Source organism: Isoptericola sp. NPDC058082, assembly GCF_042885055.1.
Lineage (GTDB): Bacteria > Actinomycetota > Actinomycetes > Actinomycetales > Cellulomonadaceae > Isoptericola.
The window spans coordinates 112869-135296 of record NZ_JBHVSQ010000001.1 but is presented as its reverse complement, the minus strand read 5'-3'; the positions used below and the strand labels follow the sequence as shown (position 1 = coordinate 135296).

Sequence of the window (22428 nt, the reverse complement as noted above, 5' to 3'; positions counted from 1 at the left end):
CTCGGCCGGGAGCAAGCCCATGTGCGGCACCCGTCCGCACCGCCTATCCTGTGATGGCCCATGACTGAAATGACCGAGTTCGCCGCCGCCCCGACGCCCTCGCCCACAGGCCTCCCGATCGACGCTCCGCTCCCCCGGCGGTGCCGGGCGTGACCCCGAAGGAACCGGCCGACGAGCCGACGGCCGGGCACGTCGTGCTCGGCGGAAAGTACGTGCTGGGAGACATCCTCGGCACGGGAGGCACGTACACCGTCTACGAGGCCACCCGCCTGCCCGGCGAGTCCGACGAGACCGGTGACGAGACCGGTGACGAGACCGGTGACGAGACCGGTGACGAGACCGGTGACGAGACCGCTGACGGGGCCGGCGACGCGCCGGCGCTCCTCGTCAAGGTGCTCCACCCGCACCTGGTCGACGACGAGGCGGCACGGGCCAGCCTCGCCCGCGAGGTCGCGGCGTCGGACCTGATGGACCACCCGGGCGTCGCGAAGGTCCTCGACACCGGGGAGGACGAGGTCGCGGGCGCGAACGTCCCCTGGCTCCTCATGCGTCGCCTGCCCGGCACCCCCCTGTCGGAGCTGGCGGGCGGCACCGGCCTGCCCTGGCCGGTGGCGCTCTCCGTGGTCGGCGGGCTGCTGGAAGGGATCGCGGCGGTGCACGAGGCGGGGCTGGTGCACCGCGACGTCGGCCCGCGCAACGTCGTGGTCGACCGGCACGACGACGGCAGCATGACGGTCGGCCTGCTGGACCTCGGTCTCACCGCGCCCGGCGGGGGCGACGGCGAAGGCGAGCGCGTCGCCGGCTCGGCGTCGTACATGTCCCCCGAGCAGGCGCAGGGCCGGCCCCTCGACGGCCGCAGCGACCTGTACTCGGTCGGGGCCCTCGCCTACTTCGCCCTCACGGGGCACCCCCCGTACGAGCGCGCCCGGCCGGGCGACGTCCTGCTGGCCCACGTCGGAGCGCCCGTGCCCGCGCCGTCGGCCCGCCGCGCCGCCGTGCCGTCCGCCGTGGACCGGTTCGTGGCCCGCGCGATGGCGAAGAACCCGGCCCGGCGGTTCGCGACCGCGGGTGCGATGAGCGAGACGGTCGCCACCCTGCTCGCCGGGGCGCCCCGCGTGGCCGTCCCCCATCCCGACGCGGGACCCGAGAACCCGGACGGCGACCAGACCATGACGATGGGCCAGATCGCCGCCCAGGACCCGCACCGGACGGCGGCGATCGGCGCCGCAGGTCTCGCCGCCGCCGCGGCGGCGGCGGCCGAGGCGGAGCTCCAGCGCACCCGGATGCTCGGGGCGGTCGACGCGACCGAGCCCCTGGCACCTCTCCCGGACGACGGCGAGCCGACCGAGCCCCTCCCCGACTCCGGGGAGGCGCCCACCGAGGTGCTGGGCGGGCCGCCGGCCGAGCCGCCCGCGGACACCCCCGTCGCCGGGGTGCCCGCCGCCGGGGAGCCAGAGCCGTCCCGCCGGCGTCGGATCCTCCTGATCGTCGTGGCCGCGCTCCTGGTGGCCGCCCTCGGCGCCGGCGCCTTCTGGTTCTTCCGCGACGCCGACGGCGGCTCCCCGGTCGCGCCGGTCACGCACAGCCCGTCGCCGTCGCCCACGCCGTCGCGCACGCCGACCACGACCGCCCCGACGACCCAGGCCCCCGACGAGCCGACGTCGCGCCCCGACCGGACGTCGACGCCCACCCCGACCGGCACGCCCACGCCCAGCGTGACGCCGTCGGAGACCTCGACCCCCACCCCCACGTCGACCCCCACCCCGACCGACGAGCCGACCTCGACCCCCACCCCGACCGACGAGCCGACGTCGACGCCGACACCGACGGACGAGCCGACGGAGCCCGACCCGGACCCGACCGACGAGGAGACCACTCCTCCGGCGGAACCCGACCCCACCGACGGTCCCGTCGACGACGCCGGCGGGTCCACCTCGACCCCTGCCCCCTGATCGCGCCGGCGCTCCCAGGAACCGCATAGCCGCGCGCTCACCGCGTCCCAGGCACGCTCCCTAGCCTCCGGATCACGCGCCGCCTGCCTGGCGGCACCGATCCAGGGAGTCGAGGGTGTTGCTCCAGCGCTCACGGTCGTCCGCGACCTCACCGTCGTCGGGGGTCCCCGACGACCCGACGGCCCGCCGCGGTCGCGTCGCCCTGCGGCTGCGCGGGCGCCGCCCGGGACGCCGCGCGGTGCTGCTCGGCGCGGTCGCCGTCGTCGTGGTGGCGGCGCTCGTCGTCTGGCTCGCCGTGCTGCGGCCCCGCGCCGCCACGCCGGACGCGGCGGCCGCCACCCGGTCCACCACCGCCCAGGCGAGCACCGCGACGTTCGAGCAGTCCGTCACGACCACCGGCACGCTGACGCCGAGCGTCCAGGAGGACGTCTCCTTCGAGGCGTCGGGCACCGTGCAGAGCGTGCAGGTCGCCGAGGGCGACACGGTGACGAAGGGGCAGACCCTCGCGACCGTCGACACGCTGCAGCTCGACGCCGCGCTGGCGCAGGCGAAGGCCGACCTGGCCCAGGCGCAGGCGGACCTCGCGGACGCGCAGGACTCCGACGACGGGTCGGACGCGGCCGAGGCCACGGTCGAGGCGCGCGAGGCCGCCGTCGCCGTCGCCCAGCAGTCGTCCGACGACGCCGAGGCCGCGATGTCGGACGCCACGCTCCAGGCCCCCGCGGCGGGGCTGGTGACGTCGGTGGGGGTCGCGGTGGGCGACACGGTCGGCTCCTCCTCGGGCAGCGGCTCGACGTCCGGCCAGGGCGGCACCGGCGCGACGCCGAGCGCCTCGGGCGGGTCGGCGAGCTCGTCGGGCTCCACCGGCTCGACGGACGCCGCGGCGTTCACGATCGTCGGCACCGACGCGTGGACGGTCGACGTGAGCGTCGGCGAGGCGGACGTCGCGTCGATCGCGACGGGCGACCAGGTCGAGATGACGTCCGACGACCTCACCGACACCGTCTTCGGCACCGTGAGCGAGATCGGCCGGCTCCCGTCCACGTCGCAGGGCGCGGTGGCCTACCCGGTCACGGTGACGGTGACGGGCGACCCGGAGGGCCTGCACGACGGCGTGAGCGTCGACGTCTCCATCGTCACCGAGCGCCGCAGCGACGTGCTGTCCGTGCCCGCGGCCGCCGTGACGACGGGCGACGACGGCGCGTCGACCGTGACGCTCGTCGGCGACGACGGCTCGACCGCCGAGCAGGCGGTCGAGACGGGCGAGACGTCCGGCCAGCTGGTCGAGATCACGTCGGGGCTGTCCGAGGGCGACACCGTGCAGTACACGACGTTCACCCCCGGCACCGGGCGAGGGCAGGACGGCGGGCAGGGCGACCTGCCGGAGGGCTTCGACCCGTCCCAGCTGCGCGGCGGCGGCCAGGGCGGTCTCCCCGAGGGCTTCGACCCCTCGCAGATGGGCGCTCCCGGCGGCGGGCGAGGAGGGGACTCGTGACCGCGCCGATCCCGACCGTCGTCGGCCTCGAGGCGGACGACACGCCGTCCGACCCGGTCATCGACCTCCGGGGCGCGCGCAAGACCTATCGCACCGGCGACCTGGAGTTCGAGGCGCTGCGCGGCGTCGACCTGCGCATCGAGCGCGGCGAGTACGTGGCGATCGTGGGGCCGTCCGGCTCCGGCAAGTCGACGCTCATGAACGTGCTGGGTTGCCTCGACACGCTCACGTCCGGCAGCTACCGGATCGCGGGCGACGACGTGGACGACATGGACGAGACCGACCTCGCGAGCGTGCGCAACGAGCAGATCGGGTTCGTGTTCCAGCAGTTCAACCTGCTGCCCTCGCTGTCGGCGCTGCGCAACGTCGAGCTGCCGCTCGTGTACCGCGGCGTGGCGCCGGCCGAGCGGCGGGCCCGGGCCGTGCAGGCGCTGGAGCGCGTCGGCCTCGGCGACCGCACGGCGAACCGGCCGGGGCAGCTCTCGGGCGGCCAGCAGCAGCGCGTCGCCGTGGCGCGGGCGCTGGTCGGCGAGCCCGCGCTGGTCCTCGCGGACGAGCCGACGGGCAACCTCGACTCGCGCTCCACGGCCGACGTGCTCGACCTGTTCGACGCGCTGCACGCGCACGGCCGCACCATCGTGCTCATCACGCACGAGCACGAGGTGGCCGAACGGTCGCGCCGCGTCGTGCGGGTGCTCGACGGGCTGATCACGTCCGACGCCCCGAGCGGCCGGGCGGTGGCGCCATGAGCTGGGCGGAGACCCTCGCCACCGCGTGGCACGCGATCCGCGCGCACACGATGCGCTCGCTGCTGACCGTGCTGGGCATCCTCATCGGCATCGCCGCGGTCATCCTCACCGTGGGCCTCGGGCTCGGCACGCAGAAGGGCGTGTCCGAGGACATCAGCTCGCTCGGGTCGAACCTGCTCATCGTCACGCCGGGGTCGTCCACCGACTCCTCCGGCGTGCGCGGCGGCTTCGGCTCCGCGTCCACGCTGACGACGGCGGACGCCGACGCGCTGGGCTCCGGCGTCGCCGTGCCGGACGTCGCGGCCGTCACGGCCGAGAAGGAGTCGTCGCAGTCCCTCGAGGCCGGCGACGCCAACTGGACCACCACGGTCACCGGCGTCACCGGCGACTGGCTCGGCGTGCGCTCCCGCGAGCTCGCCTCGGGCGAGTTCGTCGGCGACGGGTCGACCGACGAGGTCGTGCTCGGCCCCGAGACGGCGACGGAGCTGTTCGGCTCCACCCGCGTCGTCGGGCGCACGGTGAGCATCGCCGGGACGACGTTCGACGTCGTCGGCGTGCTCGAGGCGGCCGGGTCGAGCGCGTCGGCCAACCTCGACGACACCGCCGTCGTGTCCATGACCGCGATGACGTCCGGCATCACGGGCGGCTCCGACACGTCGGTCAGCACCATCTACCTCAAGGCGACCGACACCGACGCCATCTCCGCCGCGTACCAGGAGGCGCAGTCGCTCCTGCTCGCGCTGCACGGCGCGACGAGCGCGGACGCCGCCGACTTCACGATCGACTCGCAGGACTCGCTCGTGTCGACGGCGACGTCGGTGTACCGCACCCTCACCGTGCTGCTCGCCGGGGTGGCGGGCCTGTCCCTGCTGGTCGGCGGCATCGGCGTCATGAACATCATGCTCGTGTCCGTCACCGAGCGGACCCGCGAGATCGGGCTGCGCAAGGCCCTCGGCGCCCCGCCCGGGGCGATCCGGCGGCAGTTCCTCACGGAGGCGTCGATCCTCGGCATCACCGGCGGGCTCGTCGGCGCCGGCCTCGGTGTCCTCGCCGCGGTGACCCTGCCGTCGGTGCTCGACTCGTCGATCGTCGTCTCGCCCGTCGCGGTGGCCGGCTCGCTCGCCGTCGCGCTCGCCATCGGGCTGGTGTTCGGCGTCTACCCCGCCGTCCGCGCCGCCCGTCTCGCCCCGATCGACGCGCTGCGGAGCGAGTAGCCGTGCACCGCGCCCCATCACGAGCGGCGGCCAGCCGCACCCCGACCCTCCCCACGTCCCGGAGAACCTCATGACCCGCCGCACCACCCCGCCCAGCACCACCTTGTCCCCCGCCACCTCCTCCGCCCGACGCTCGCGCACCGCACTCGCGTCGTACGGCGTCCTGGGGGTCGTGGGCCTCGCGCTCGCGCTCGCCGGCTGCTCGTCGTCGGACGCCGCGACGTCGGCCGGCCCTCCCGCCGCCGAGGGCCAGCAGCAGGACCAGCAGGAGGGCCGGGGCGGCCCGCAGGGCGGCGGCCGCGCTCCCGGCGTCTCGGGCGAGGTGGCCGCCGTCGACGGCACGACGGCACAGGTCCAGGGCTCCGACTCCCAGACCGCCGTCAGCTGGACGGACGACACCACGATCACGGTCACCGTCGACGGCTCGCTCGACGACGTCGCCGTGGGTTCGTGCGTCGTCGCGACGGCGGGCGGGATGCCCGGCGGCGACTCGTCCTCGTCCGCCGGCTCGGGCTCGGCCGACGACGAGGGCTCCGCGGTGTCGTCCGTCGTCGTGAGCGCACCGGTCGACGGCGAGTGCACCGGCGGGCTCGGCGGCGGGTTCCCAGGGGGCGGCGACCGTCCGGAGGGCGCGCCGTCCGACCTGCCCACCGACCTGCCGTCGGGGATGCCGACCGACATGCCGACCGACGTGCCGTCCGGGGGCCCGGGCGGCGGCCGGGGCGGCTTCGGCGGCGTGACCGCCGGGGCCGTCACCGCGGTCGACGGGACCACGGTCACGCTGACCACGACCTCCGCGGACGGCGAGACGGGCGAGGAGACCGTCGTGGTCGACGACGCCACCACGTACTCCGTGCAGCAGGGCGGGTCGGCCGACGACGTCGCCGTCGGGCAGTGCGTCACCGCGCAGGGCGAGGAGGACGACGGCGGCGCGGTCACCGCGACCAGCCTCACCGTCTCGGCGCCCGGCGACGACGGCTGCTCCACCGGGTTCGGCGGTCGCGGCGGGTTCCCCGGCGGGCAGGACGGCGAGCAGGACGGCGGGCAGGACGGCGGGCAGGGCGGTGACGGCGATGCGTGACGCCGCCGTCCGCCGACGCCGCACGCGGCGCCGGCGCCTCGTCGCAGCGGGGGTCGCCGTGGTCGTCATCGGTGCCGGGGGCACGGCGTTCGCCCTGCGCCCGGCCGACGCTCGCTACCGCACGGTGGCGGCGACCACGGGCGACGTCGTGCAGCACGTGTCCGTCAGCGCGACCGTCGCGTCCGCCGGTCGCGCCGACACGACGTTCGGCACGTCCGGCACCGTCGCCTCGGTGAAGGTGGCCGCGGGCGACGAGGTCGAGGCGGGCGACACGCTCGCCACGCTCGACGCCGACGAGCTGCAGGACGCCGTCGACGATGCCACCGAGACCCTCGCCGACGCGAAGCAGACGCTCGCCGACGACCTGGAGGCCCAGGCCGACGGGACGAGCGCCAGCACGAGCGCCGGCACCGTGACGGGCAGCACCGCGACCGGGAGCACGTCCGGGTCCGGCGACGTCCAGCCCAGCTCCGCGACGACGGACGCCTCGTCGGCTACCGGGTCGGCGACCGGGTCGGCGACCGGGTCGGCGACCGGGTCGGTACGGCTCGTCAGCACGACCGGCACCGTGAGCACGGCCGCCGCCGCGGCGGCCACGGAGGGCGGCACCGACCTGGAGGAGGCGGTCACGGCGGCGCGCGCCGCGCTCGCCGCGGCCCGGAAGGACGTCGAGGCGGCCCAGGACGCGCTCCTGGACGGTTACGAGTCCGTGGAGGACGCGCTGGCCGCGGGCACGACGGCGCTCGGTGCCTCGGGCGACGCCGTGTCCGCCGCGACCGGCGACGACGGCGCCTGCGCGGCCGTCCTGGCCGCGGCCGACACCACCGACGGTGCTTCCGGCGACGACGGGACCACGGACGACGAGACCACGGACGACGACCTCGCGGCCTGCGTGGACGCGATCGTCGCCGCGCAGGACGCGCTCGTCGCGACCGGCACCGCCCAGCAGGCGACCGGGAAGGCCGAGGGGGCGCTGACCGACCTGGTGGCCGACCTGGACGACGCCGTGACGAGCCTGGGCGAGGAGGCCGACGCTCTCGACGACGCCGTCCGGGCGCTCCAGGACGCCGACGCCCCCGGCTCCGCCGGGGGCACGCCGGACAGCGGCAGCACCGGCTCCGGAACTGGCTCCGGAACTGGCTCCGGGACCGGCGGCAGCACCGGCACGGGCACCGGGGGCGGGGCCGCCCCCGGCGACGTCCCGACGGGCCAGGCGCCCGAGGCGGGCTCGGACGACACGTCCCGGGGCGGAGCACCGAGCGGCGCGGACGGGGGCGCTGCGCCCTCAGGCTCCGCGCCCTCCGGAACGTCGGGTACGGGCGGCACCAGCGGCACGGCCGGAACCGGAACGCCCGGCGGATCCGGCACGAGCGCCGGCAGCGTCACGGCCGAGCGCATCCTCGCGGACCGCGCCGCGGTCACGGTCGCGCAGAGCGAGGTCGACATCGCGACGGCGGCCGCCGCCGCGGGCACCCTCACGGCACCCGTCTCCGGGACGGTGGCCCAGGTCGACGCCGCGAAGGGCACCAGCGTGAGCGCGGGCGACGCGGCCGTGACGATCCTCGGCGACGGCGGCTACGTCCTGTCCACGACGCTCGACCTCGCCGAGGTCGGGTCGGTCGAGGTCGGGCAGCCCGTCACCGCGACGGTGCCCGCGACCGGCGGCGAGTACACCGGCACGGTGAGCAGCGTGGGCGTCCTCGACTCCTCGGAGACGTCGACGCCCTCGTACGCGGCGACGATCGCGCTCGACCCGTCCGACGGGGCGGCAGGCGGGGGCGGCTCGCTGCCGGAGGGCGCCTCCGCTTCGGCGACGATCGAGGTCGCGACCGTGGACGACGCGCTCGTGGTCCCGACGTCGGCCGTGAGCGCCGACGGCTCCGCGCGGACGGTGCGGGTGCTCGACGGCGACGCCGTGCGCACGGTCGAGGTCACGACGGGCGCCGTCGGGCCGGAGCGCACCGAGATCACGGGTGGGCTCGACGCCGGCGACGAGGTCGTGCTCGCCGACCTGGACCAGCAGCTCGTGCAGGACGACGAGGAGGGGTCGAGCGGCCTCGGCGGGCTCGGTGGCTCCGACGAGCAGACCGGGCCGCAGGGCGGGTTCCCGGGCGGCGGCTTCCCGGAGGGCTTCCAGCCGCCGTCGGGCGCGTCACGCTGAGCGCGGCGCGGCGTCCGCCGTGCGCCCGCGCGGCAGGCGCACGGTGAACGTCGTCCCGGTCCCGCCCTCATGTCGCTCGCCGACGGTGGCGGACCGGACGTCGATCGAGCCGGCGTGAGCGGCCACGATCGCGTCGGCGATCGCGAGGCCGAGTCCGGTCGACCCGCCGGCCCGGTGACGCGACGCGTCACCCCGCGTGAAGCGGCGGAACAGCCCCGGGCGGAGGTCGGGGGCGATGCCGGGGCCGTCGTCGGCCACCTCGATCTCGACGGCGTCGCCGCGGTCCAGCAGCCGCACCGCCACGCGCGTGCCCGCCGGCGTGTGCGTGCGGGCGTTCGCGAGCAGGTTCGCCAGCACCTGGCGCAGGCTCGCCTCGTCGCCGGTCACGACCGGCGCGTCCTCACCGGGACCGGCGTCGTCCCCGTCACCGCGCCCCTCGCCGTCGTCGTCACCGTCGTCGTCACCGTCGTCATCACCGTCGTCGTCACCGTCGCCCGGCAGCGCGAGCACCCAGTCGTGGGCCGGACCCGCGGCGTGGGCGTCCATCACCGCGTCGACCGCGAGCGCGGCGAGGTCGACCGGTTTCCGGTCGAGCGGGCGGCCGGCGTCGAGCCGGGCGAGGAGCAACAGGTCCTCGACCAGTCCGGACATGCGCACCGCCTCGGACTCGATCCGGTCGAGCGACCGGGCGGTGCCGCCGGCAGGCTCGCCGGGGGCGCGGCGCACGAGCTCGGCATAGCCGCGGATCGTCGCGAGCGGGGTGCGCAGCTCGTGGCTCGCGTCCGCGACGAACCGGCGCACCTGCTGCTCCGAGTCGTGCCGCGCCTGGAGAGAGGTCTCGACGTGCTCGAGCATCCGGTTGAGCGCGGCGCCCACCTGGCCCACCTCCGTGCGCTCGTCCGTGAGGCCCGCGGGCACTCGCGGGATGCCGGCGACCTTGCCCCGGGAGAGCTCGAGCTCCGAGACCCGGACGGCGGCCTCGGCGACGTCGTCGAGGGGGCGCAGCGAGCGCCGCACCAGCCATGCGCCGCCGAGCACGGCCACCGCCAGGCCGGCCGCCCCGAGCGCCACCTGCACGAGGACGTAGCCCCGCACGGTCGTGGCGACCGTCGCGGTGCTCGTGGCCACGACGGTTTCCACGTCGCCGCTCGTCCGGTGCACGGCGCGGAACGCGCCGAGGTCCGGCACGTCGACGTCGTGCGCCCGGCCGTCCGCGGGCACCGCCTCGAGGGCGGCGACCTGCGCGTCGTCCAGGGTGGTGCGCTCCAGCGCCTCCGTCACGTGGTCGGCCAGCTCCGGCTCACCGTCCACGGAGCGCACCACGGCGCTGCCGGGGCCGAAGCCCGCGGGGAACTCCGAAGGGTCGTCGCCGGCGGCGGGCGGGACGTCGTCCGGGACGGCCGACCCGTCCTCGGCGGCGACGCCGGGCGGCCGCGGCCCCGGCCCGTCCACGAGGCGCCGGCTCGCCTGCTCCAGCCGCTGGTCGCTCTGCGCGACGAGCTGGGATCGCAGCACCGCCGTCGAGGCCGTCACGAGGCCGACCGTCACGACGACGACCACGGCGGCGAGCACGATCACGAGGCGCCGCCTCAGGGTGACGGGCCTCAGGGTGCGGGGCGGCGCGGCGGCAGGTCCCGGGGTGGCGGACCGCCGTCCCGCCCGCCGGCCACGGTCACGCACGGGCGCCGCCGTCCGTCGTGCCTGCCGCGGGCTTGAGGACGTATCCCACCCCGCGCAGCGTGTGGATCATCGGCTCCCGCCCCTTGTCGATCTTGCGGCGCAGGTAGGAGACGTACAGCTCGACGATGCTCGACTGGCCGCCGAAGTCGTAGTTCCACACGCGGTCGAGGATCTGGCCCTTCGACAGCACCCGGCGCGGGTTGCGCATGAAGAACCGCAGCAGCTCGAACTCCGTGACGGTGAGGTGGACCTCCTCCCCCGCCCGGCGCACCTCGTGCGCGTCCTCGTCGAGCTCGAGGTCGCCGACGACGAGCAGCCCGTCCTCGGACCGCGTCACCGCTCCCGCACGTCGCAGCAGGCCACGCACCCGGGCGACGACCTCCTCGAGGCTGAACGGCTTCGTCACGTAGTCGTCGCCCCCGACGGTGAGGCCCGCGACCCGGTCCTCGACGGCGTCGCGCGCGGTGAGGAACAGCACCGGCATCCGGGCGCCCTGGGCGCGCAACCGTCGCAGCACGGTGAACCCGTCCATGTCCGGGAGCATCACGTCGAGCACGACGAGGTCCGGCCCGGTCTCGCGCGCCAGGCGGAGCGCCGACGCGCCGTCGGGCGCGGCCGTGACGTCCATCCCCTCGAGCCGGAGCGCCGTCGCGAGGAGCTCGGCGAGGTTGAGCTCGTCGTCCACCACGAGGGCGCGGACGGGCGACCCGTCCGGCCGGGTCAGGAGCGGCTGGTCAGGACGCCCGACGGTCGTGAAGGAGGGTACGGAGGACGACGTCATGGCGCCAGCCTGCGGCCTCGACCCCCGCGGTTCCTGTACCGAACCTGTGAGCCCGCTATGTCTTCGCCCGTGAACCCGCAGATCTCAGCGGGCGCATAAGTTGCCCCGCCAGCCTGCAGGTTCCCGGTTGTTCACCTGCCGGACGGCCGTCGTTCATCCCCGGCGCCGCCCCGGCACCGACGAGAGGAGCCTCCCGTGCGACGTCGGTCCCGACGTTCCGAGACCCGGACGACAGCCAGCGACCCCGGACCGCAGCACCCGGGTCGTCCCGCGGGCCCCGCGTCCTCGGCACGCACCGCCACCGCGAGCCGCCTGCACGCGTTCAACCGGTTCGAGATCAAGTACCTCGTGCCGCAGGACCAGGCCGAGGAGCTCCGCGCCGAGCTGCGCCGGCACATGGACGACGACGCGTACTCCGGCGAGCGGGGCTACCCGATCACCAGCGTCTACTACGACACCGCCCGGCTGACGTTCTACTGGGAGAAGATCGAGGGCCTGAAGTTCCGGCGCAAGCTGCGCGTGCGGCACTACGGCACGGCCGACGACCTGACGCCGGACTCGACGGTCTTCGTCGAGATCAAGCAGCGCGTCAACCGCGTCACGCAGAAGCGCCGCGTCGTGCTGCCGTACCGGGACGCGCTGCGGCTCTGCTCGCCGGAGGGCTACGAGCCCGAGGGCGAGGTCAGCCCCCGCGAGCGCGCTTTCCTCGACGAGGTGTCGACCCTGGTGGGCGAGCTCGACCTGCGCCCGACGGTGACCACCGGGTACCACCGCGAGGCCTGGGTGGGGCGCGAGGCCGACCTCGGCTTGCGCGTCACCCTCGACCACCGCCTGCGCGGCCGCGACCGCGACTTTCACCTCGCCTCCGAGGCCCCGAACCGGCTCATCCTGCCCGCCCGCCTGTCCGTGCTCGAGGTCAAGGCCAACGAGCGCGTGCCGGCGTGGGTCACGGACCTCACCGCCCGCATGAGCCTCGACGTCGTGCGGATCTCGAAGTACTGCCAGAGCGTGCAGGCCTTCGGCCTCGCGCCGCGCTCGACCATGCACGCCCCGGACGAGCTCGAGGCCGTCCTCGGCGACCCCGCCAGCGTCCAGACCACCGACCCCACCACCCCGACCGGCGTCGCCGACGCCCCGAACCGAAAGAGTGTCCTCGTCCGATGAACCTGCAAGATCTGAGCGGAACCTTCTCCGTCTTCGACGTCGCGATGACGCTGGTGCTGTCCTTCGTCCTGTCCTCGGCCATCGGCTGGGTGTACAAGCGGACGCACCGGAACATCTCCTACAGCCAGTCCTACGTCCAGACCCTCGTCATCATCGGCATGGTCGTCGCCGTGATCATGCTGGTCGTCGGGTCGAACATCGCCCGCGCTTTCGCGCTCGTCGGCGCCCTGTCCGTGATCCGGTTCCGCAACGCGATCAAGGAGACCCGCGACGTCGGGTTCATCTTCCTCGTGATGGCGATCGGCATGGCCGTCGGCACGCGCTTCTACCTGCTGGCCGCCGCGGCGACCGCGATCATCCTGCTCGTCATCTTCCTCATGCAGCGCTTCGACTGGTTCAAGCTCGACATCCAGCGGCAGGTGGTCAAGGTCCAGGTGCCGCCCGAGCCCCGGTACCAGCAGGACGTCGCCGACGTGCTGATCCGTCTGACCCAGGAGTTCGAGCTGGTGAGCGTCGAGACCGTGCGCGGCGGTGCCCTGACCGAGCTCTTCTACTCCGTGCGTCTCCAGGGCGGCGTCACGACCGCCGAGGTCATCGAGGCGCTCGGCGCGATCAACTCCGGGCAGAAGGTCACCGTCCTGACCGGGTACGACCAGTCCGACATGTGAGCGGGTGACCAATCAGGTGAACATGAGTCTCGCAAGCCTTCGCCAGCGCCTCCCGGTGCGGCTGCGCCAGCACTGGAAGCCCCTGACCGCGGGAGTCGTCGGGGTGGCCGTCGCCCTGACCTTCTTCGGGGACCTGACGATCCGGCCGTACTCCACGAGCTCGGCCGCCGTCACCGACGAAGAACGCCTCACCCAGGACATCACGGGGGCGGTCGACCTCTTCGACGACTCCGTGGACCACGAGATCTCGCTGTCGTACACGCAGGAGCGCTACGACGAGATGCTCGACGCCTACTTCGCCGACGGCGAGAAGGAGTGGATGTCCGCCGACATCACCATCGACGGCACCACGATCGAGGACGTGGCCGTGCGCCTCAAGGGCAACTCCACGCTCTCGTCGCTGGTCGACGACCGTTCGGGGTCCGACACGGAGGGCGAGCGCGCGCCGGGTGGCATCGGTGGCGGCATGGGCGGCGGCGAGGGTGGTATGCCCCAGCCGCCCGAGGGCATGGAGCTCCCCGAAGGCATGGAGCCGCCCGCGGACGGCCAGATGCCGGAAGGCGGGATGCCCGGCGGCGAGGACGGCGGTGGTTTCGGCGGCACCGGGGTGTCCCTGACCACCGCCGAGCCGGAGAACCTGCCGCTGCTCGTGAGCTTCGACGAGAACGAGCCGGGCCGTGCCTATCAGGGACGGACCGAGCTCTCGATCCGTCCCGCGAGCGCGTCGAGCGAGTCGTCGCTCAACGAGGCGGTCGCGCTCGAGCTCACGGCGCGGTCGGGACAGCCCACGCAGGACTACGCGTTCACCACCTATGCCGTGAACGACCGTCCGACCACGACCCGTCTCGTCGTCGAGAACCCCGACCCGCAGTACGCCGACGGGCTCGAGGGCGAGGGGGTGCTCTACAAGCTGCTGTCGACGAGCTCGTTCGAGTACCAGGGCGACGACCAGACCGAGTACACGGACGACTTCAAGCAGGTCAACCTCGTCGGCAGCCAGGACCTGCAGCCGATCGTGTCGTTCCTGAGGTGGTTGGACGGCGCGTCGGACGAGGAGTTCGCCGACGAGCTCGACCAGTGGGTCGACGTCGAGTCCTTCGCCCGGTACCTGGGCACGCAGGAGGTCATCGACAACTTCGACACCATCTCCGGGCCGGGCAAGAACGCCTACCTGTACTACGACCTCGACACCGGCCTCCTCAGCGTCGTGTCCTGGGACCTCAACCTCGCCCTCGGCGGGATGTCCGGTCCCGGCGGGATGGGCGGGATGATGCCCGGTGGCGGCGAGGGTGGCGGCACGTCGGACGACGACGCCCAGGGCCCGCCCGAGGGCATGGAGGGCGGCCCGGGAGGGGCCGGGGGCGGTGGCATGGGCGGGATGACGAGCCAGAACGCGCTCGTCACCCGGTTCGAGGAGGACGCCGGCCTCGCCGCGAAGATCGACGCCGCCGTCGACGACCTGACCGCCGAGTGGATCGACAGCGGGAAGGCCGCCGACCTGGTCGACGAGGTGGCCGCGCGGGTGCCCGCCACCGACGGTGTCGACCAGGCGACGATCGACGCGGACGCGGAGTCGGTCCGAGAGCTCGTCGGCGGCGGCACCGACGAGTCGGACGCCGGGTCATCCGCCCGGTGACGACGCGGGCAGGGGTGGTCTCGACGGCCGCTCCCCCGCCTCGGCGTCTCCTCTGCGGGGTTCGTGGCGGGGAGGGTCGGTGCGGGTCGGACCCGCGGTGGTCACGACCGGCGCAGATGGTCCTCCGTGGCGGTCTCGAGGCGACGCAGCAGCACGGCGAGCGCACGACGGTCGGAGACCTCCCACCCCGCGAGGAGCTCGTCCACCAGCCGGTCGCCGCCCTCGACGAACCGGCGGGCGACGTCCACGCCCGCCGGCGTGAGGTGCACGCGGGACGCGCGGGCGTCGGCGGGGTCGGGCCGCCGCTCGACGAGCCCCCTGGCCTCGAGGCGGCCGAGGATCTTGCTGACGTTGGACGCGCCCGTCGACAGGTGCTCCGCGACGTCGGACGGACGTCGGGGACCATGCCGCCAGAGCACCGTCATGACGACGATCGCGGGGGCGTCGAGGTCCACGCCCTCGCGGCGCGCGATCGACGCCATGAGGTCTCCGCCGGACCACAGGCCCATGACGCGCACCAGCGCGTCGAGCAGGTCCGAGCGGTACCCGGGGACGTCCGCCGCGTCCGCGGGCCGGGTCTCGGGACCGGTCGCGGGCGTCATGCGATCCGCGTGCCGCCGTCGACGGGCAGCACCACGCCGGTGACGAAGGCCGCCTCGTCGGACAGGAGGAACGCGGTGGCCGCGGCGATCTCCTCGGGGCGCCCGAGGCGCCCCATGGGCACGTCGGCGGCGTAGCCCGCGCGCGCCTCGGCGGGGAGCGACGCGAGCGCGGCGGTCTCGATCGCGCCGGGCGCGACCGCGTTGACGCGGATCCCGTCGCGGACGTACTCCAGGGCCGTCGCGTGCGTGAGGGAGACGACACCCGCCTTGGCCGCCGAGTAGGGCGACATGCCCGGCGACGCCTTGAGCCCGGCGATCGACGCGGTGTTGACGATCGACCCACCGCCGTGGGCGGCCATGTGCGCGATCTCCGCCCGCAGGCACAGGAACGTGCCCCGCAGGGTGATGTCCTCCACCCGGTCCCAGGCCGCGACCGGCATCTCGTGCACGCGCGTCGGCCGCGTGCCGACGCCCGCGTTGTTCACCGCCAGGTGGAGCCCGCCGAACGTCTCGACGGCGGTCGCGACCAGCGCCTCGACGGCCGCGGCGTCACTGACGTCGGCACCCTGGAACACGGCACGGCCACCGGACGCGGCGATCCCCTCGACGACCTTCGCCCCGGCCTCCGCGTCGACGTCGGAGACCACGACCGAGGCCCCCTCGGCGGCGAGCCGGGTGGCGACGGCTGCGCCGATCCCCGCGCCCGAGGCGGTCACGAGGGCGACCTTGTCGGCGAAGCGTGCGGTGGTGGACATGGACGGCCTCCTGAGCGAGCAATTTACTGTCTTGGCGACAGTATCACCGCTCTCGAGCTCGGCATCGCGCCCGGACGCCCGTGTCAGGTCAGGACGGCGAGACGACCCGCGTCGCACGCCGATGAGCCGTGCGGTACCGCGACGGCGCGATGCCGTACTCGGCGACGAACGCCTGCCGCAGCGACTCGGCAGAGGCGAGACCGCAGTCGCGCGCGATGGCGCTGACGGTGCGGTCGGTCGACGCGAGCAGGTGCGCGGCCGCTTCGGTGCGTACCCGCCGGACGTAGCGCCCGGGGGTGCGGCCGACGTGCCGGACGAAGAGCCTGCTGAGCTGGCGCGGGCTGATACCGGCGTGGGCGGACAACGCACGAAGCGAGAGATCGGCGTCGAGCTGCGTGGTCACCAGGTCCGTGACCGACCGGACGTACGCGTCGCGCACCTGCGGCGCCGCGGTGAACGAGCTCATCTGCGCCTGGTTCCCCGGACGCTGGAGGTAGGTCACGAGATCCCGGGCGAGGCGGCGCGCGAGTTCCGGGCCGTGGTCCTCCTCGACCAGCGCCAGCGTCAGATCGAGGGCGCTGGTCACGCCGGCCGACGTGTAGACGCGACCGTCCCGGACGTAGATCGGCGCCGGGTCGACGCGGACGGCCGGGTAGTCGCGGGCGAGCCGGTCCGCGAACCGCCAGTGGGTGGTCGCACGGCGCCCGTCGAGCAGACCTGCCGCCGCGAGCACCGTCGCCCCGGTGCACACGGATGCGACCCGACGGCTCAGCGCGGCGAGCCGACGGACGTGCGTGACCACGAGCTGATCAGCTCCGGCGTCCTCGTGCCCGAGCCCGCCGGTCACGACGATCGTGTCGACCGGCTCGACCCAGCGCTGCAAGGAGCCCTGGCTCGCCAGCACCAGGCCGGAGTCGCACGCGACAGGCGCATTCCCCGGCGTGAGCAGCACGAGCCGGTACCCGGGACGGGCGCCGAGCCGATTCGCCAGGACCAGCGTGGAGGTCACGCAGGCGATGTCGAGAAGTTCCGCACCGGCGTACCCGATGACCGCGACGACACGCCCGTCCATGAGCCCCACCCCGATTTCGCGACGCCTGGTCCAAGGATCTGGACACCTCCAGACGGTACCCCCGGGGCGTACCCGAATCGAGAGGGAGCCTGGGTCCACGAGGTCGCGGCTGCACGACGCACCACCCACCCGACGGAGCGAGGACGACATGAGCGCGGAACCCACGATTCGTACGAGCACCGCGGCACCCGCCCTGGAACCGTCGTCCGGCGCCATCGTGCGCCGCGTCGTGAGCCGCTGGCCGGCCGCGCTGGGCCTGGGCGTCGCGGCCGCTCTGCTCGCGACCGGGGTGGGTGACCGCGCCACGCTTGCCATCGGGGTGAGCGCGGCCGCGCTCTGCTACCTCGCCGCGGCGGCGTTCGGGCGCCGGTGGGTCGCGTGGGCGAGCGTCCTCGGCACGTCGCTCGTGATCGTGGCGAGCGAGGCCGCGGGGATCCCCTGGTGGACGGGGGTGGGCATCACCGCCCTGATGCTCCTCATCGTCAGCGCGACGCGCGGGGCGACGCGAGCCGCAGTGCCGCAAGCACTTGCGCTCGTCGGCTTCGGAGCCGTGGCCGTGACCGCGCTGGCGATCGATCCCCAGGCCGGTCTCGTGGTCGCAGGGCTCGCGCTCGCCGGCCACGGCGTGTGGGACGTCGTCCATCACCGGAGGGACGAGGTGGTGCCCCGGTCGATGGCGGAGGCCTGCCTCTTCCTCGATGTCCCGCTCGGCCTGGGCTGCATCGCCCTGGCGTTCTTCGGCTGAGAGGGCGCCGACGCCGTTCTACCGCCTCCCGGCAGGCACACCGATCGAGCCTGTCGACCACCGACGATCGACAGTCAGGAGATGACATGCGGAAGCTGACCTATGGGATGAACGTGAGCCTGGACGGCTACGTGGCCGCGGCGGACGACGACCTCGGTTGGAGCCGGCCCAGCGACGAGTGGTTCCAGTGGTGGTCAGATCGGGTCGCCGCAACCGGCCTGGCGCTGTACGGGCGCAGGCTGTGGGAGACGATGAGCTCGCACTGGCCGACCGCCGATCAGCAGCCCGGCGTCACCCCGGCCCAGGTCGAGTTCGCCCGCCGCTGGCGAGACATGCCGAAGGTGGTCTTCTCCTCGACGCCGAGGCCTGTCGGCTGGAACGCCCGCGTGGTCACCGGTGACGTCGTCGACGAGATCGCCCGGTTGAAGGCCGAGGACGGCGGCCCCCTGGACATCGGGGGCGGCCCCACGCTCGCCGCGACCGCCATGCGCGCCGGGCTGATCGACGAGTACTCGATCGTCACCCACCCGGTGCTCGTGGGTGCCGGCAGACCGTTCTTCACGACGCTCGAGCGCTGGGTGAGCCTTGATCTGGTGGAGAGGCGAGAGTTCCCCGGTGGTGTGGTCCTGACACGATACGAGACCAGACGTTGAGCGTTGCCCGTTCGTCGACCGACCACGCCCGGGGTCTGGGTGTCAGTCGCGCGGGACTCCGCTGGCGCGGGTGATGAGTGCGTCGAACTGTCGGTCGCCGAGAATCCTCCCGGCGGCGATGAGGGGGCGTGCGCCGTACCCGACTGCGTAGCGGGTCTTCGGGCGGCGGGCGGTGACCGCCTTCGCGATCGCGTCGGCGATGACCGACGGCGGGGAGTTGCGGCGGGTGTTGGCCTCCGATCGCAGCGACCTGGCCACCGCTTCGGCCTGACGCTCGTACGGGCCGTTCGCCGAGGTCTTCTCGAGGTTGTCCGCGGCGATGCCGCCCCACTCGGTGGCGATCCCGCCCGGCTCGATCACGACGACGTCGATGCCGAACGGAGCCAGCTCCAGCCGCAAGCAGTCGCTGAGCGCTTCGAGGGCGAACTTGGTGCCGTGGTACCAGCCGCCGAGCGGGGTGTAGATCTTGCCGCCCATGGACGTGATGTTCACGATCGTCCCGGACTTCTGCTCGCGCATGCGGGGCAGCACGAGCTGGGTCAGGTTCATCGCGCCGAACACGTTCACCTCGAACTGGCGGCGACCTTCGTCGATGTCGACGTCCTCGATCGCGCCGTAGGACCCGTAGCCGGCGTTGTTGACGAGCACGTCGATCCGGCCGGTGTCGGCGACGATCGTCGCCACGCCGTCCTTCATCGACTGCTCGTCGGTCACGTCCATCCGGAGCGGGCGGACGCCGTCCGCGGCGAGCCTCTGCAGCCGGTCGGTGCGGCGTGCGGCGCCGTAGACGGTGTATCCGATGCTCTGCAGCTTGCGTGCGGTGGACTCACCGATGCCCGAGGAGGCTCCGGTGACGAGGGCGACCTTGGTGGTCATGTTCTCTCCCGATGTAAGATGAATCGTGGTTCACCATCTATGCTGAACCACGATTCACGATCGCGCAAGCGTGCGGTCGCGTCTCACCGGGAGGAGCACTGATGAGCCAGAGTCGTCCGCTACGAGCCGACGCGGTCCGCAACCGTGGCCGCATCCTGGCGGCAGCCCGGGAGCAGATCAGCGCCACGGGACCGGACGCAGGGATGGACGAGATCGCACGGTCGGCCGGAGTGGCCGTCGGCACCCTCTACCGGCACTTCCCGAACAAGACCGACCTCGTGGGAGCGGTGATCGCCGAGTACGTCGCCGAGGTGGCCGACGACGCCGAGGCTGCGCTGGGGCGTGCGCGTCAGGGTGCGCGCGCGGTCGACGAGGTCGTGGGGTTCCTCGATCGCGTCGCGGAGTCGACCGCGCACCACCACGCGGTGAAGGTCGCAGCCAAGGCGCTCGGCGTGGAAGGTCACGGAGACCAGCCGGACGAGGCGCGCGCGGCCGCGGCGATCGGAGAACTCATCCACCTGGCGCAGCTCGCGGGCGACGTCCGGTCGACCGTGACGGTCGCCGACATCTATCTCCTCATGGCGACGGCGCCGATGGATCAACCCGCACCTGTCCGGCAGCGGTGGCTCGAGCTGATCCTGCCCGGAATCACGACGCGGGATTGATCAGGGCGTCCGACCCGGACAGCCCCGCACCGGCCACCCGGTACCTCTGCCGTACGCGTGCAGCACCCGTCTCGTCGCTGAGCCCACCGATCGCGGAAGCCACGCCCTCGTTGCGGCCTGCGCCCGTCAGGCAGGACGCGTCGTGCGCGGTCGAGCGCACCGCACGATGCGTCCCCGCCCAGAATGCTCGTCGAAGCCCCTTGCCCGGCCATGATCACGCGCAGCGAGACGGTGTGAGCCAGGTTGCTGAGCGGCGCGTCGGCGGCAGGTCGAGCACAGGCCACGGGACGTCAGAAACGGTCAGTTCTGACACGGCAGCTCGGGTTGTGGAGACTCGACATCGACCCGACGGGGTCCTCGCCGTGGCACGCCTCGGCGTCAACACGTGTGATCAGAGCGCCGCCCCGACGAGGGTCGTGGCGAGTCCGATCGCGGCGCAAGCGCCGAGGGTGCGTAGGACCGACCAGCGTGCGACGAAGAGCATGCAGGCCGCGATCACGGCGATGGCGACGGCGAGTGGCTGAACGGTGGTGAGGTCCGGGACCTCGAGCTGGAACGGGCCGGTCGTCCAGGTGGTCGAGGCTCCGAAGAGGGTGTGGGTGGCGAAGTAGAGGGCGAGGTTGGCGATCACGCCGACGACGGCAGCGGTGACGGCCGCGAGCGCTGCGCTGAGCGTGTGGTTGCCTCGCAGCTTCTCGACGTAAGGGGCGCCGAGAAAGATGAACAGGAACGAGGGCACGAAGGTGACCCAGGTGGTGAGCAGGGCGCCGAGGGTGGCTGCGACCCAGGGGTCGAGGTCGCCGGGGTTGCGGTAGGCGCCGAGGAAGGCGACGAACTGGACGACCATGATGAGAGGGCCGGGGGTGGTCTCGGCGAGGGCGAGGCCCTTGGTCATCTCGGTGGGGGTGACCCAGGCATAGGTCTCGACGGCACGTTGGGCGACGTAGGCCAGGACGGCGTACGCGCCGCCGAAGGTGACCAGCGCGGTGCCGGAGAAGAACACACCCTGCTGGGTCACGGTGCTGCCCACGCCGGTGGTGAGGGCGACCACGACCACGGGGACGGTCCAGGCGAGCAGCCCGAGGGCCAGGACACGCAGGGCGCGTCGTCCGGAGGGCTGCTCGGAGTGCAGGGTGTCGTCGGGGATGAGGGGCGCGGGGCCGTCATCGGCGGTGGCGGGACGTCGCACGGTGATGAGGCCGGGTGCGTACCGGTGCACGAGCCAGCCGAGGACCCCGGCGCCGAGAACGACGAGCGGGAACGGGACGGCGAAGAGGGTCAGTGCGACGAATGCCGCGACGGCGAGCGCGATCAGGGCGGGGCTGGTCAGTGCCCGCTTCCCGACGCGGGTCACGGCCTGCACGACGATGGCCAGCACTGCGGGAGCCAACCCGGCGAAGACCCCGGTGACCAGCGGGGTGTCGCCGAACGCGACGTAGATCGCGGACAGGGCGAGCAGGCAGAGCATGCCGGGCAGGACGAAGAAGATCCCGGCGACGAGGCCGCCACGCAGCCCGTTGAGGAGCCAGCCGGTGTAGACGGCGAGCTGCTGGGCCTCGGGGCCGGGCAGGAGCATGCAGTAGTTCAGGGCGTGCAGGAAGCGGCCCTGGCCGATCCACCGCTTGTCGTCGACGAGGGTGCGTTGCATGACGGCGATCTGACCGGCCGGGCCGCCGAACGTCTGCCACGAGATCGCGAACCATGCCCGCACCGCGGTGCGGAACGGGACCAGGTCGCGCTGCTCGGCGACGGAGCCCGAGGGGCCGGGCAGGTCAAGGGGGTGCTCGTCCATGGCGATCCTCGGTGGTGGCGCTCAGGCCGGTTCGTGGCCGAGCAGGTAGGAGCGGCGGAAGTACTCGTACAGGCCGTCGAAGACCGGCCCGGACACGGCGAGGGTCGCCTCGTCGTCCCCGGTCATGGACAGGCCGCGCAGGACGACGTCCAGCCCGGGGGCCTCGGGGGCGTCGAAGCGGTCGTCGTCGAGGTCGGCCTCGTGCACGATCTGCCCGATGCGGGCCAGGACCGGGTCGGTGAGGCCATACCGCTCGAGGATGGTCTCGAAGCTGCAGTGCGGTCCGCGGTGGCCGAGCTCCACGCCACGCATGTCGAAGGCGGTGGCGTCGGCCGGGGCGTCGCCCGGGTCGGTGACGAACACGAACTGCGCCTGCGGGTCGAGGAAGCGGCGGATCAGCCACGCGCACGCGGCCCGGTCGATGTGCACCCCGGCACGGGTCGCCCACCTCATCGCGGCCTCCCGGCGGGGGCGTCGTCGTGGGTGGCAACCTGGACCTCCAGGTCACGCAGCGCCGCACGCGCGGCGTCCCGCTCGGACGTGGGGAAGAAGTCGCGGCGCGCCCCCCGCCGGCTGGCGCGCCGCAACCACCGCAAAGAGCCGCTCTCCCCCGTCGGCGCCGCGGCAAGAGCAATCCTAGTAACAGCCAACACCCCCACCCACCCCTCCACCCCGCCCGCCGCCCCC

General features: G+C 73.9%; 20 protein-coding genes. 12 read left to right on the top strand and 8 right to left on the bottom strand.

The window, feature by feature from the left end; all coding sequences use genetic code 11:
• Positions 1 to 149 precede the first annotated feature (149 nt).
• The 6 genes from ACFVS0_RS00620 (at position 150) to ACFVS0_RS00595 (ending at position 8652) form a co-directional block, all read left to right on the top strand.
• Positions 150 to 1952, top strand: coding sequence for a serine/threonine-protein kinase (locus tag ACFVS0_RS00620; protein ID WP_430586872.1), 1803 nt, complete (start codon positions 150 to 152; stop codon positions 1950 to 1952).
• 115 nt (positions 1953 to 2067) lie between these two features.
• A complete protein-coding gene (locus tag ACFVS0_RS00615; protein WP_430586871.1) occupies positions 2068 to 3447 on the top strand; it encodes an efflux RND transporter periplasmic adaptor subunit in 1380 nt (459 codons plus the stop codon).
• Positions 3444 to 4196: an ABC transporter ATP-binding protein gene (locus tag ACFVS0_RS00610; protein ID WP_430586870.1), complete on the top strand. Its 753-nt coding sequence runs from the start codon at positions 3444 to 3446 to the stop codon at positions 4194 to 4196. Before ACFVS0_RS00615 ends, ACFVS0_RS00610 begins: the two co-directional genes overlap by 4 nt.
• Entirely contained in the window at positions 4193 to 5410 is a 1218-nt protein-coding gene (locus tag ACFVS0_RS00605) for an ABC transporter permease (protein ID WP_430586869.1), read from the top strand. Before ACFVS0_RS00610 ends, ACFVS0_RS00605 begins: the two co-directional genes overlap by 4 nt.
• A gap of 70 nt (positions 5411 to 5480) precedes the next feature.
• On the top strand, positions 5481 to 6491 hold the full coding sequence (locus tag ACFVS0_RS00600) for a hypothetical protein (protein WP_430586868.1): 1011 nt from the start codon (positions 5481 to 5483) through the stop codon (positions 6489 to 6491).
• Positions 6484 to 8652 (top strand): HlyD family efflux transporter periplasmic adaptor subunit, encoded by a 2169-nt coding sequence (locus ACFVS0_RS00595; RefSeq protein ID WP_430586867.1) that lies wholly within the window; start codon positions 6484 to 6486, stop codon positions 8650 to 8652. The genes ACFVS0_RS00600 and ACFVS0_RS00595 overlap by 8 nt, the downstream gene beginning before the upstream one ends.
• Here ACFVS0_RS00595 and ACFVS0_RS00590 read toward each other — a convergent pair.
• Together ACFVS0_RS00590 and ACFVS0_RS00585 are read right to left on the bottom strand one after the other, a co-directional pair.
• Complete coding sequence (locus ACFVS0_RS00590) at positions 8644 to 10230, bottom strand: sensor histidine kinase (RefSeq protein WP_430586866.1); 1587 nt, start codon at positions 10228 to 10230, stop codon at positions 8644 to 8646. The genes ACFVS0_RS00595 and ACFVS0_RS00590 overlap by 9 nt on opposite strands.
• 94 nt (positions 10231 to 10324) lie before the next feature.
• On the bottom strand, positions 10325 to 11113 hold the full coding sequence (locus tag ACFVS0_RS00585; RefSeq protein WP_430586865.1) for a response regulator transcription factor: 789 nt from the start codon (positions 11111 to 11113) through the stop codon (positions 10325 to 10327).
• A gap of 195 nt (positions 11114 to 11308) precedes the next feature.
• Between ACFVS0_RS00585 and ACFVS0_RS00580 the strand changes: the two genes are divergently transcribed.
• From ACFVS0_RS00580 to ACFVS0_RS00570, 3 genes are read left to right on the top strand one after another with little or no spacing between them, the layout of a single operon-like run.
• A complete protein-coding gene (locus tag ACFVS0_RS00580; protein WP_430563641.1) occupies positions 11309 to 12277 on the top strand; it encodes a polyphosphate polymerase domain-containing protein in 969 nt (322 codons plus the stop codon).
• Complete coding sequence (locus ACFVS0_RS00575) at positions 12274 to 12945, top strand: DUF4956 domain-containing protein (RefSeq protein ID WP_430550008.1); 672 nt, start codon at positions 12274 to 12276, stop codon at positions 12943 to 12945. The genes ACFVS0_RS00580 and ACFVS0_RS00575 overlap by 4 nt, the downstream gene beginning before the upstream one ends.
• Positions 12946 to 12967: 22 nt before the next feature.
• A complete protein-coding gene (locus ACFVS0_RS00570) occupies positions 12968 to 14581 on the top strand; it encodes a CotH kinase family protein (protein ID WP_430586864.1) in 1614 nt (537 codons plus the stop codon).
• 101 nt (positions 14582 to 14682) lie between these two features.
• Here ACFVS0_RS00570 and ACFVS0_RS00565 read toward each other — a convergent pair whose 3' ends face one another.
• The 3 genes from ACFVS0_RS00565 to ACFVS0_RS00555 all read right to left on the bottom strand — a co-directional run bounded on the left by ACFVS0_RS00565 (position 14683) and on the right by ACFVS0_RS00555 (position 17010).
• On the bottom strand, positions 14683 to 15183 hold the full coding sequence (locus ACFVS0_RS00565) for a MarR family winged helix-turn-helix transcriptional regulator (RefSeq protein WP_430563639.1): 501 nt from the start codon (positions 15181 to 15183) through the stop codon (positions 14683 to 14685).
• Entirely contained in the window at positions 15180 to 15938 is a 759-nt protein-coding gene (locus ACFVS0_RS00560; protein ID WP_430586863.1) for an SDR family NAD(P)-dependent oxidoreductase, read from the bottom strand. Before ACFVS0_RS00560 ends, ACFVS0_RS00565 begins: the two co-directional genes overlap by 4 nt.
• A gap of 88 nt (positions 15939 to 16026) precedes the next feature.
• On the bottom strand, positions 16027 to 17010 hold the full coding sequence (locus ACFVS0_RS00555) for a GlxA family transcriptional regulator (RefSeq protein ID WP_430586862.1): 984 nt from the start codon (positions 17008 to 17010) through the stop codon (positions 16027 to 16029).
• 148 nt (positions 17011 to 17158) lie between these two features.
• Between ACFVS0_RS00555 and ACFVS0_RS00550 the strand changes: the two genes are divergently transcribed.
• Positions 17159 to 17755 (top strand): hypothetical protein, encoded by a 597-nt coding sequence (locus ACFVS0_RS00550; protein WP_430586861.1) that lies wholly within the window; start codon positions 17159 to 17161, stop codon positions 17753 to 17755.
• An 86-nt stretch (positions 17756 to 17841) separates the two neighbouring features.
• Positions 17842 to 18408 (top strand): dihydrofolate reductase family protein, encoded by a 567-nt coding sequence (locus ACFVS0_RS00545; RefSeq protein ID WP_430586860.1) that lies wholly within the window; start codon positions 17842 to 17844, stop codon positions 18406 to 18408.
• 42 nt (positions 18409 to 18450) lie between these two features.
• On the opposite strand, the gene ACFVS0_RS00540 is transcribed toward ACFVS0_RS00545, so the two are convergent.
• Complete coding sequence (locus ACFVS0_RS00540) at positions 18451 to 19284, bottom strand: oxidoreductase (RefSeq protein WP_430586859.1); 834 nt, start codon at positions 19282 to 19284, stop codon at positions 18451 to 18453.
• Between the two features lie 101 nt (positions 19285 to 19385).
• Here ACFVS0_RS00540 and ACFVS0_RS00535 point away from each other — a divergent pair, with 101 nt between their 5' ends.
• Positions 19386 to 19949 carry a helix-turn-helix domain-containing protein gene (locus tag ACFVS0_RS00535; RefSeq protein ID WP_430550016.1) on the top strand — a complete coding sequence of 188 codons (564 nt, stop codon included), beginning with the start codon at positions 19386 to 19388 and terminating at the stop codon, positions 19947 to 19949.
• A 391-nt stretch (positions 19950 to 20340) separates the two neighbouring features.
• Here the strand turns inward: ACFVS0_RS00535 and chrA are convergent, their stop codons facing one another.
• Complete coding sequence (gene chrA, locus ACFVS0_RS00530; protein ID WP_430586858.1) at positions 20341 to 21741, bottom strand: chromate efflux transporter; 1401 nt, start codon at positions 21739 to 21741, stop codon at positions 20341 to 20343.
• Between the two features lie 21 nt (positions 21742 to 21762).
• Positions 21763 to 22194 (bottom strand): chromate resistance protein ChrB domain-containing protein, encoded by a 432-nt coding sequence (locus tag ACFVS0_RS00525; RefSeq protein ID WP_430586857.1) that lies wholly within the window; start codon positions 22192 to 22194, stop codon positions 21763 to 21765.
• Between the last annotated feature and the right edge of the window lie 234 nt (positions 22195 to 22428).

Coding starts and splice junctions, on each gene's coding strand:
- ACFVS0_RS00605 (WP_430586869.1), top strand. CDS start 4,193: ATGAGCTGGGCGGAGACCCTCGCCACCGCGTGGCACGCGATCCGCGCG.
- ACFVS0_RS00600 (WP_430586868.1), top strand. CDS start 5,481: ATGACCCGCCGCACCACCCCGCCCAGCACCACCTTGTCCCCCGCCACC.
- ACFVS0_RS00595 (WP_430586867.1), top strand. CDS start 6,484: ATGCGTGACGCCGCCGTCCGCCGACGCCGCACGCGGCGCCGGCGCCTC.
- ACFVS0_RS00585 (WP_430586865.1), bottom strand. CDS start 11,113: ATGACGTCGTCCTCCGTACCCTCCTTCACGACCGTCGGGCGTCCTGAC.
- ACFVS0_RS00575 (WP_430550008.1), top strand. CDS start 12,274: ATGAACCTGCAAGATCTGAGCGGAACCTTCTCCGTCTTCGACGTCGCG.
- ACFVS0_RS00570 (WP_430586864.1), top strand. CDS start 12,968: ATGAGTCTCGCAAGCCTTCGCCAGCGCCTCCCGGTGCGGCTGCGCCAG.
- ACFVS0_RS00565 (WP_430563639.1), bottom strand. CDS start 15,183: ATGACGCCCGCGACCGGTCCCGAGACCCGGCCCGCGGACGCGGCGGAC.
- ACFVS0_RS00560 (WP_430586863.1), bottom strand. CDS start 15,938: ATGTCCACCACCGCACGCTTCGCCGACAAGGTCGCCCTCGTGACCGCC.
- ACFVS0_RS00555 (WP_430586862.1), bottom strand. CDS start 17,010: ATGGACGGGCGTGTCGTCGCGGTCATCGGGTACGCCGGTGCGGAACTT.
- ACFVS0_RS00550 (WP_430586861.1), top strand. CDS start 17,159: ATGAGCGCGGAACCCACGATTCGTACGAGCACCGCGGCACCCGCCCTG.
- ACFVS0_RS00545 (WP_430586860.1), top strand. CDS start 17,842: ATGCGGAAGCTGACCTATGGGATGAACGTGAGCCTGGACGGCTACGTG.
- ACFVS0_RS00540 (WP_430586859.1), bottom strand. CDS start 19,284: ATGACCACCAAGGTCGCCCTCGTCACCGGAGCCTCCTCGGGCATCGGT.
- ACFVS0_RS00535 (WP_430550016.1), top strand. CDS start 19,386: ATGAGCCAGAGTCGTCCGCTACGAGCCGACGCGGTCCGCAACCGTGGC.
- chrA (WP_430586858.1), bottom strand. CDS start 21,741: ATGGACGAGCACCCCCTTGACCTGCCCGGCCCCTCGGGCTCCGTCGCC.
- ACFVS0_RS00525 (WP_430586857.1), bottom strand. CDS start 22,194: ATGAGGTGGGCGACCCGTGCCGGGGTGCACATCGACCGGGCCGCGTGC.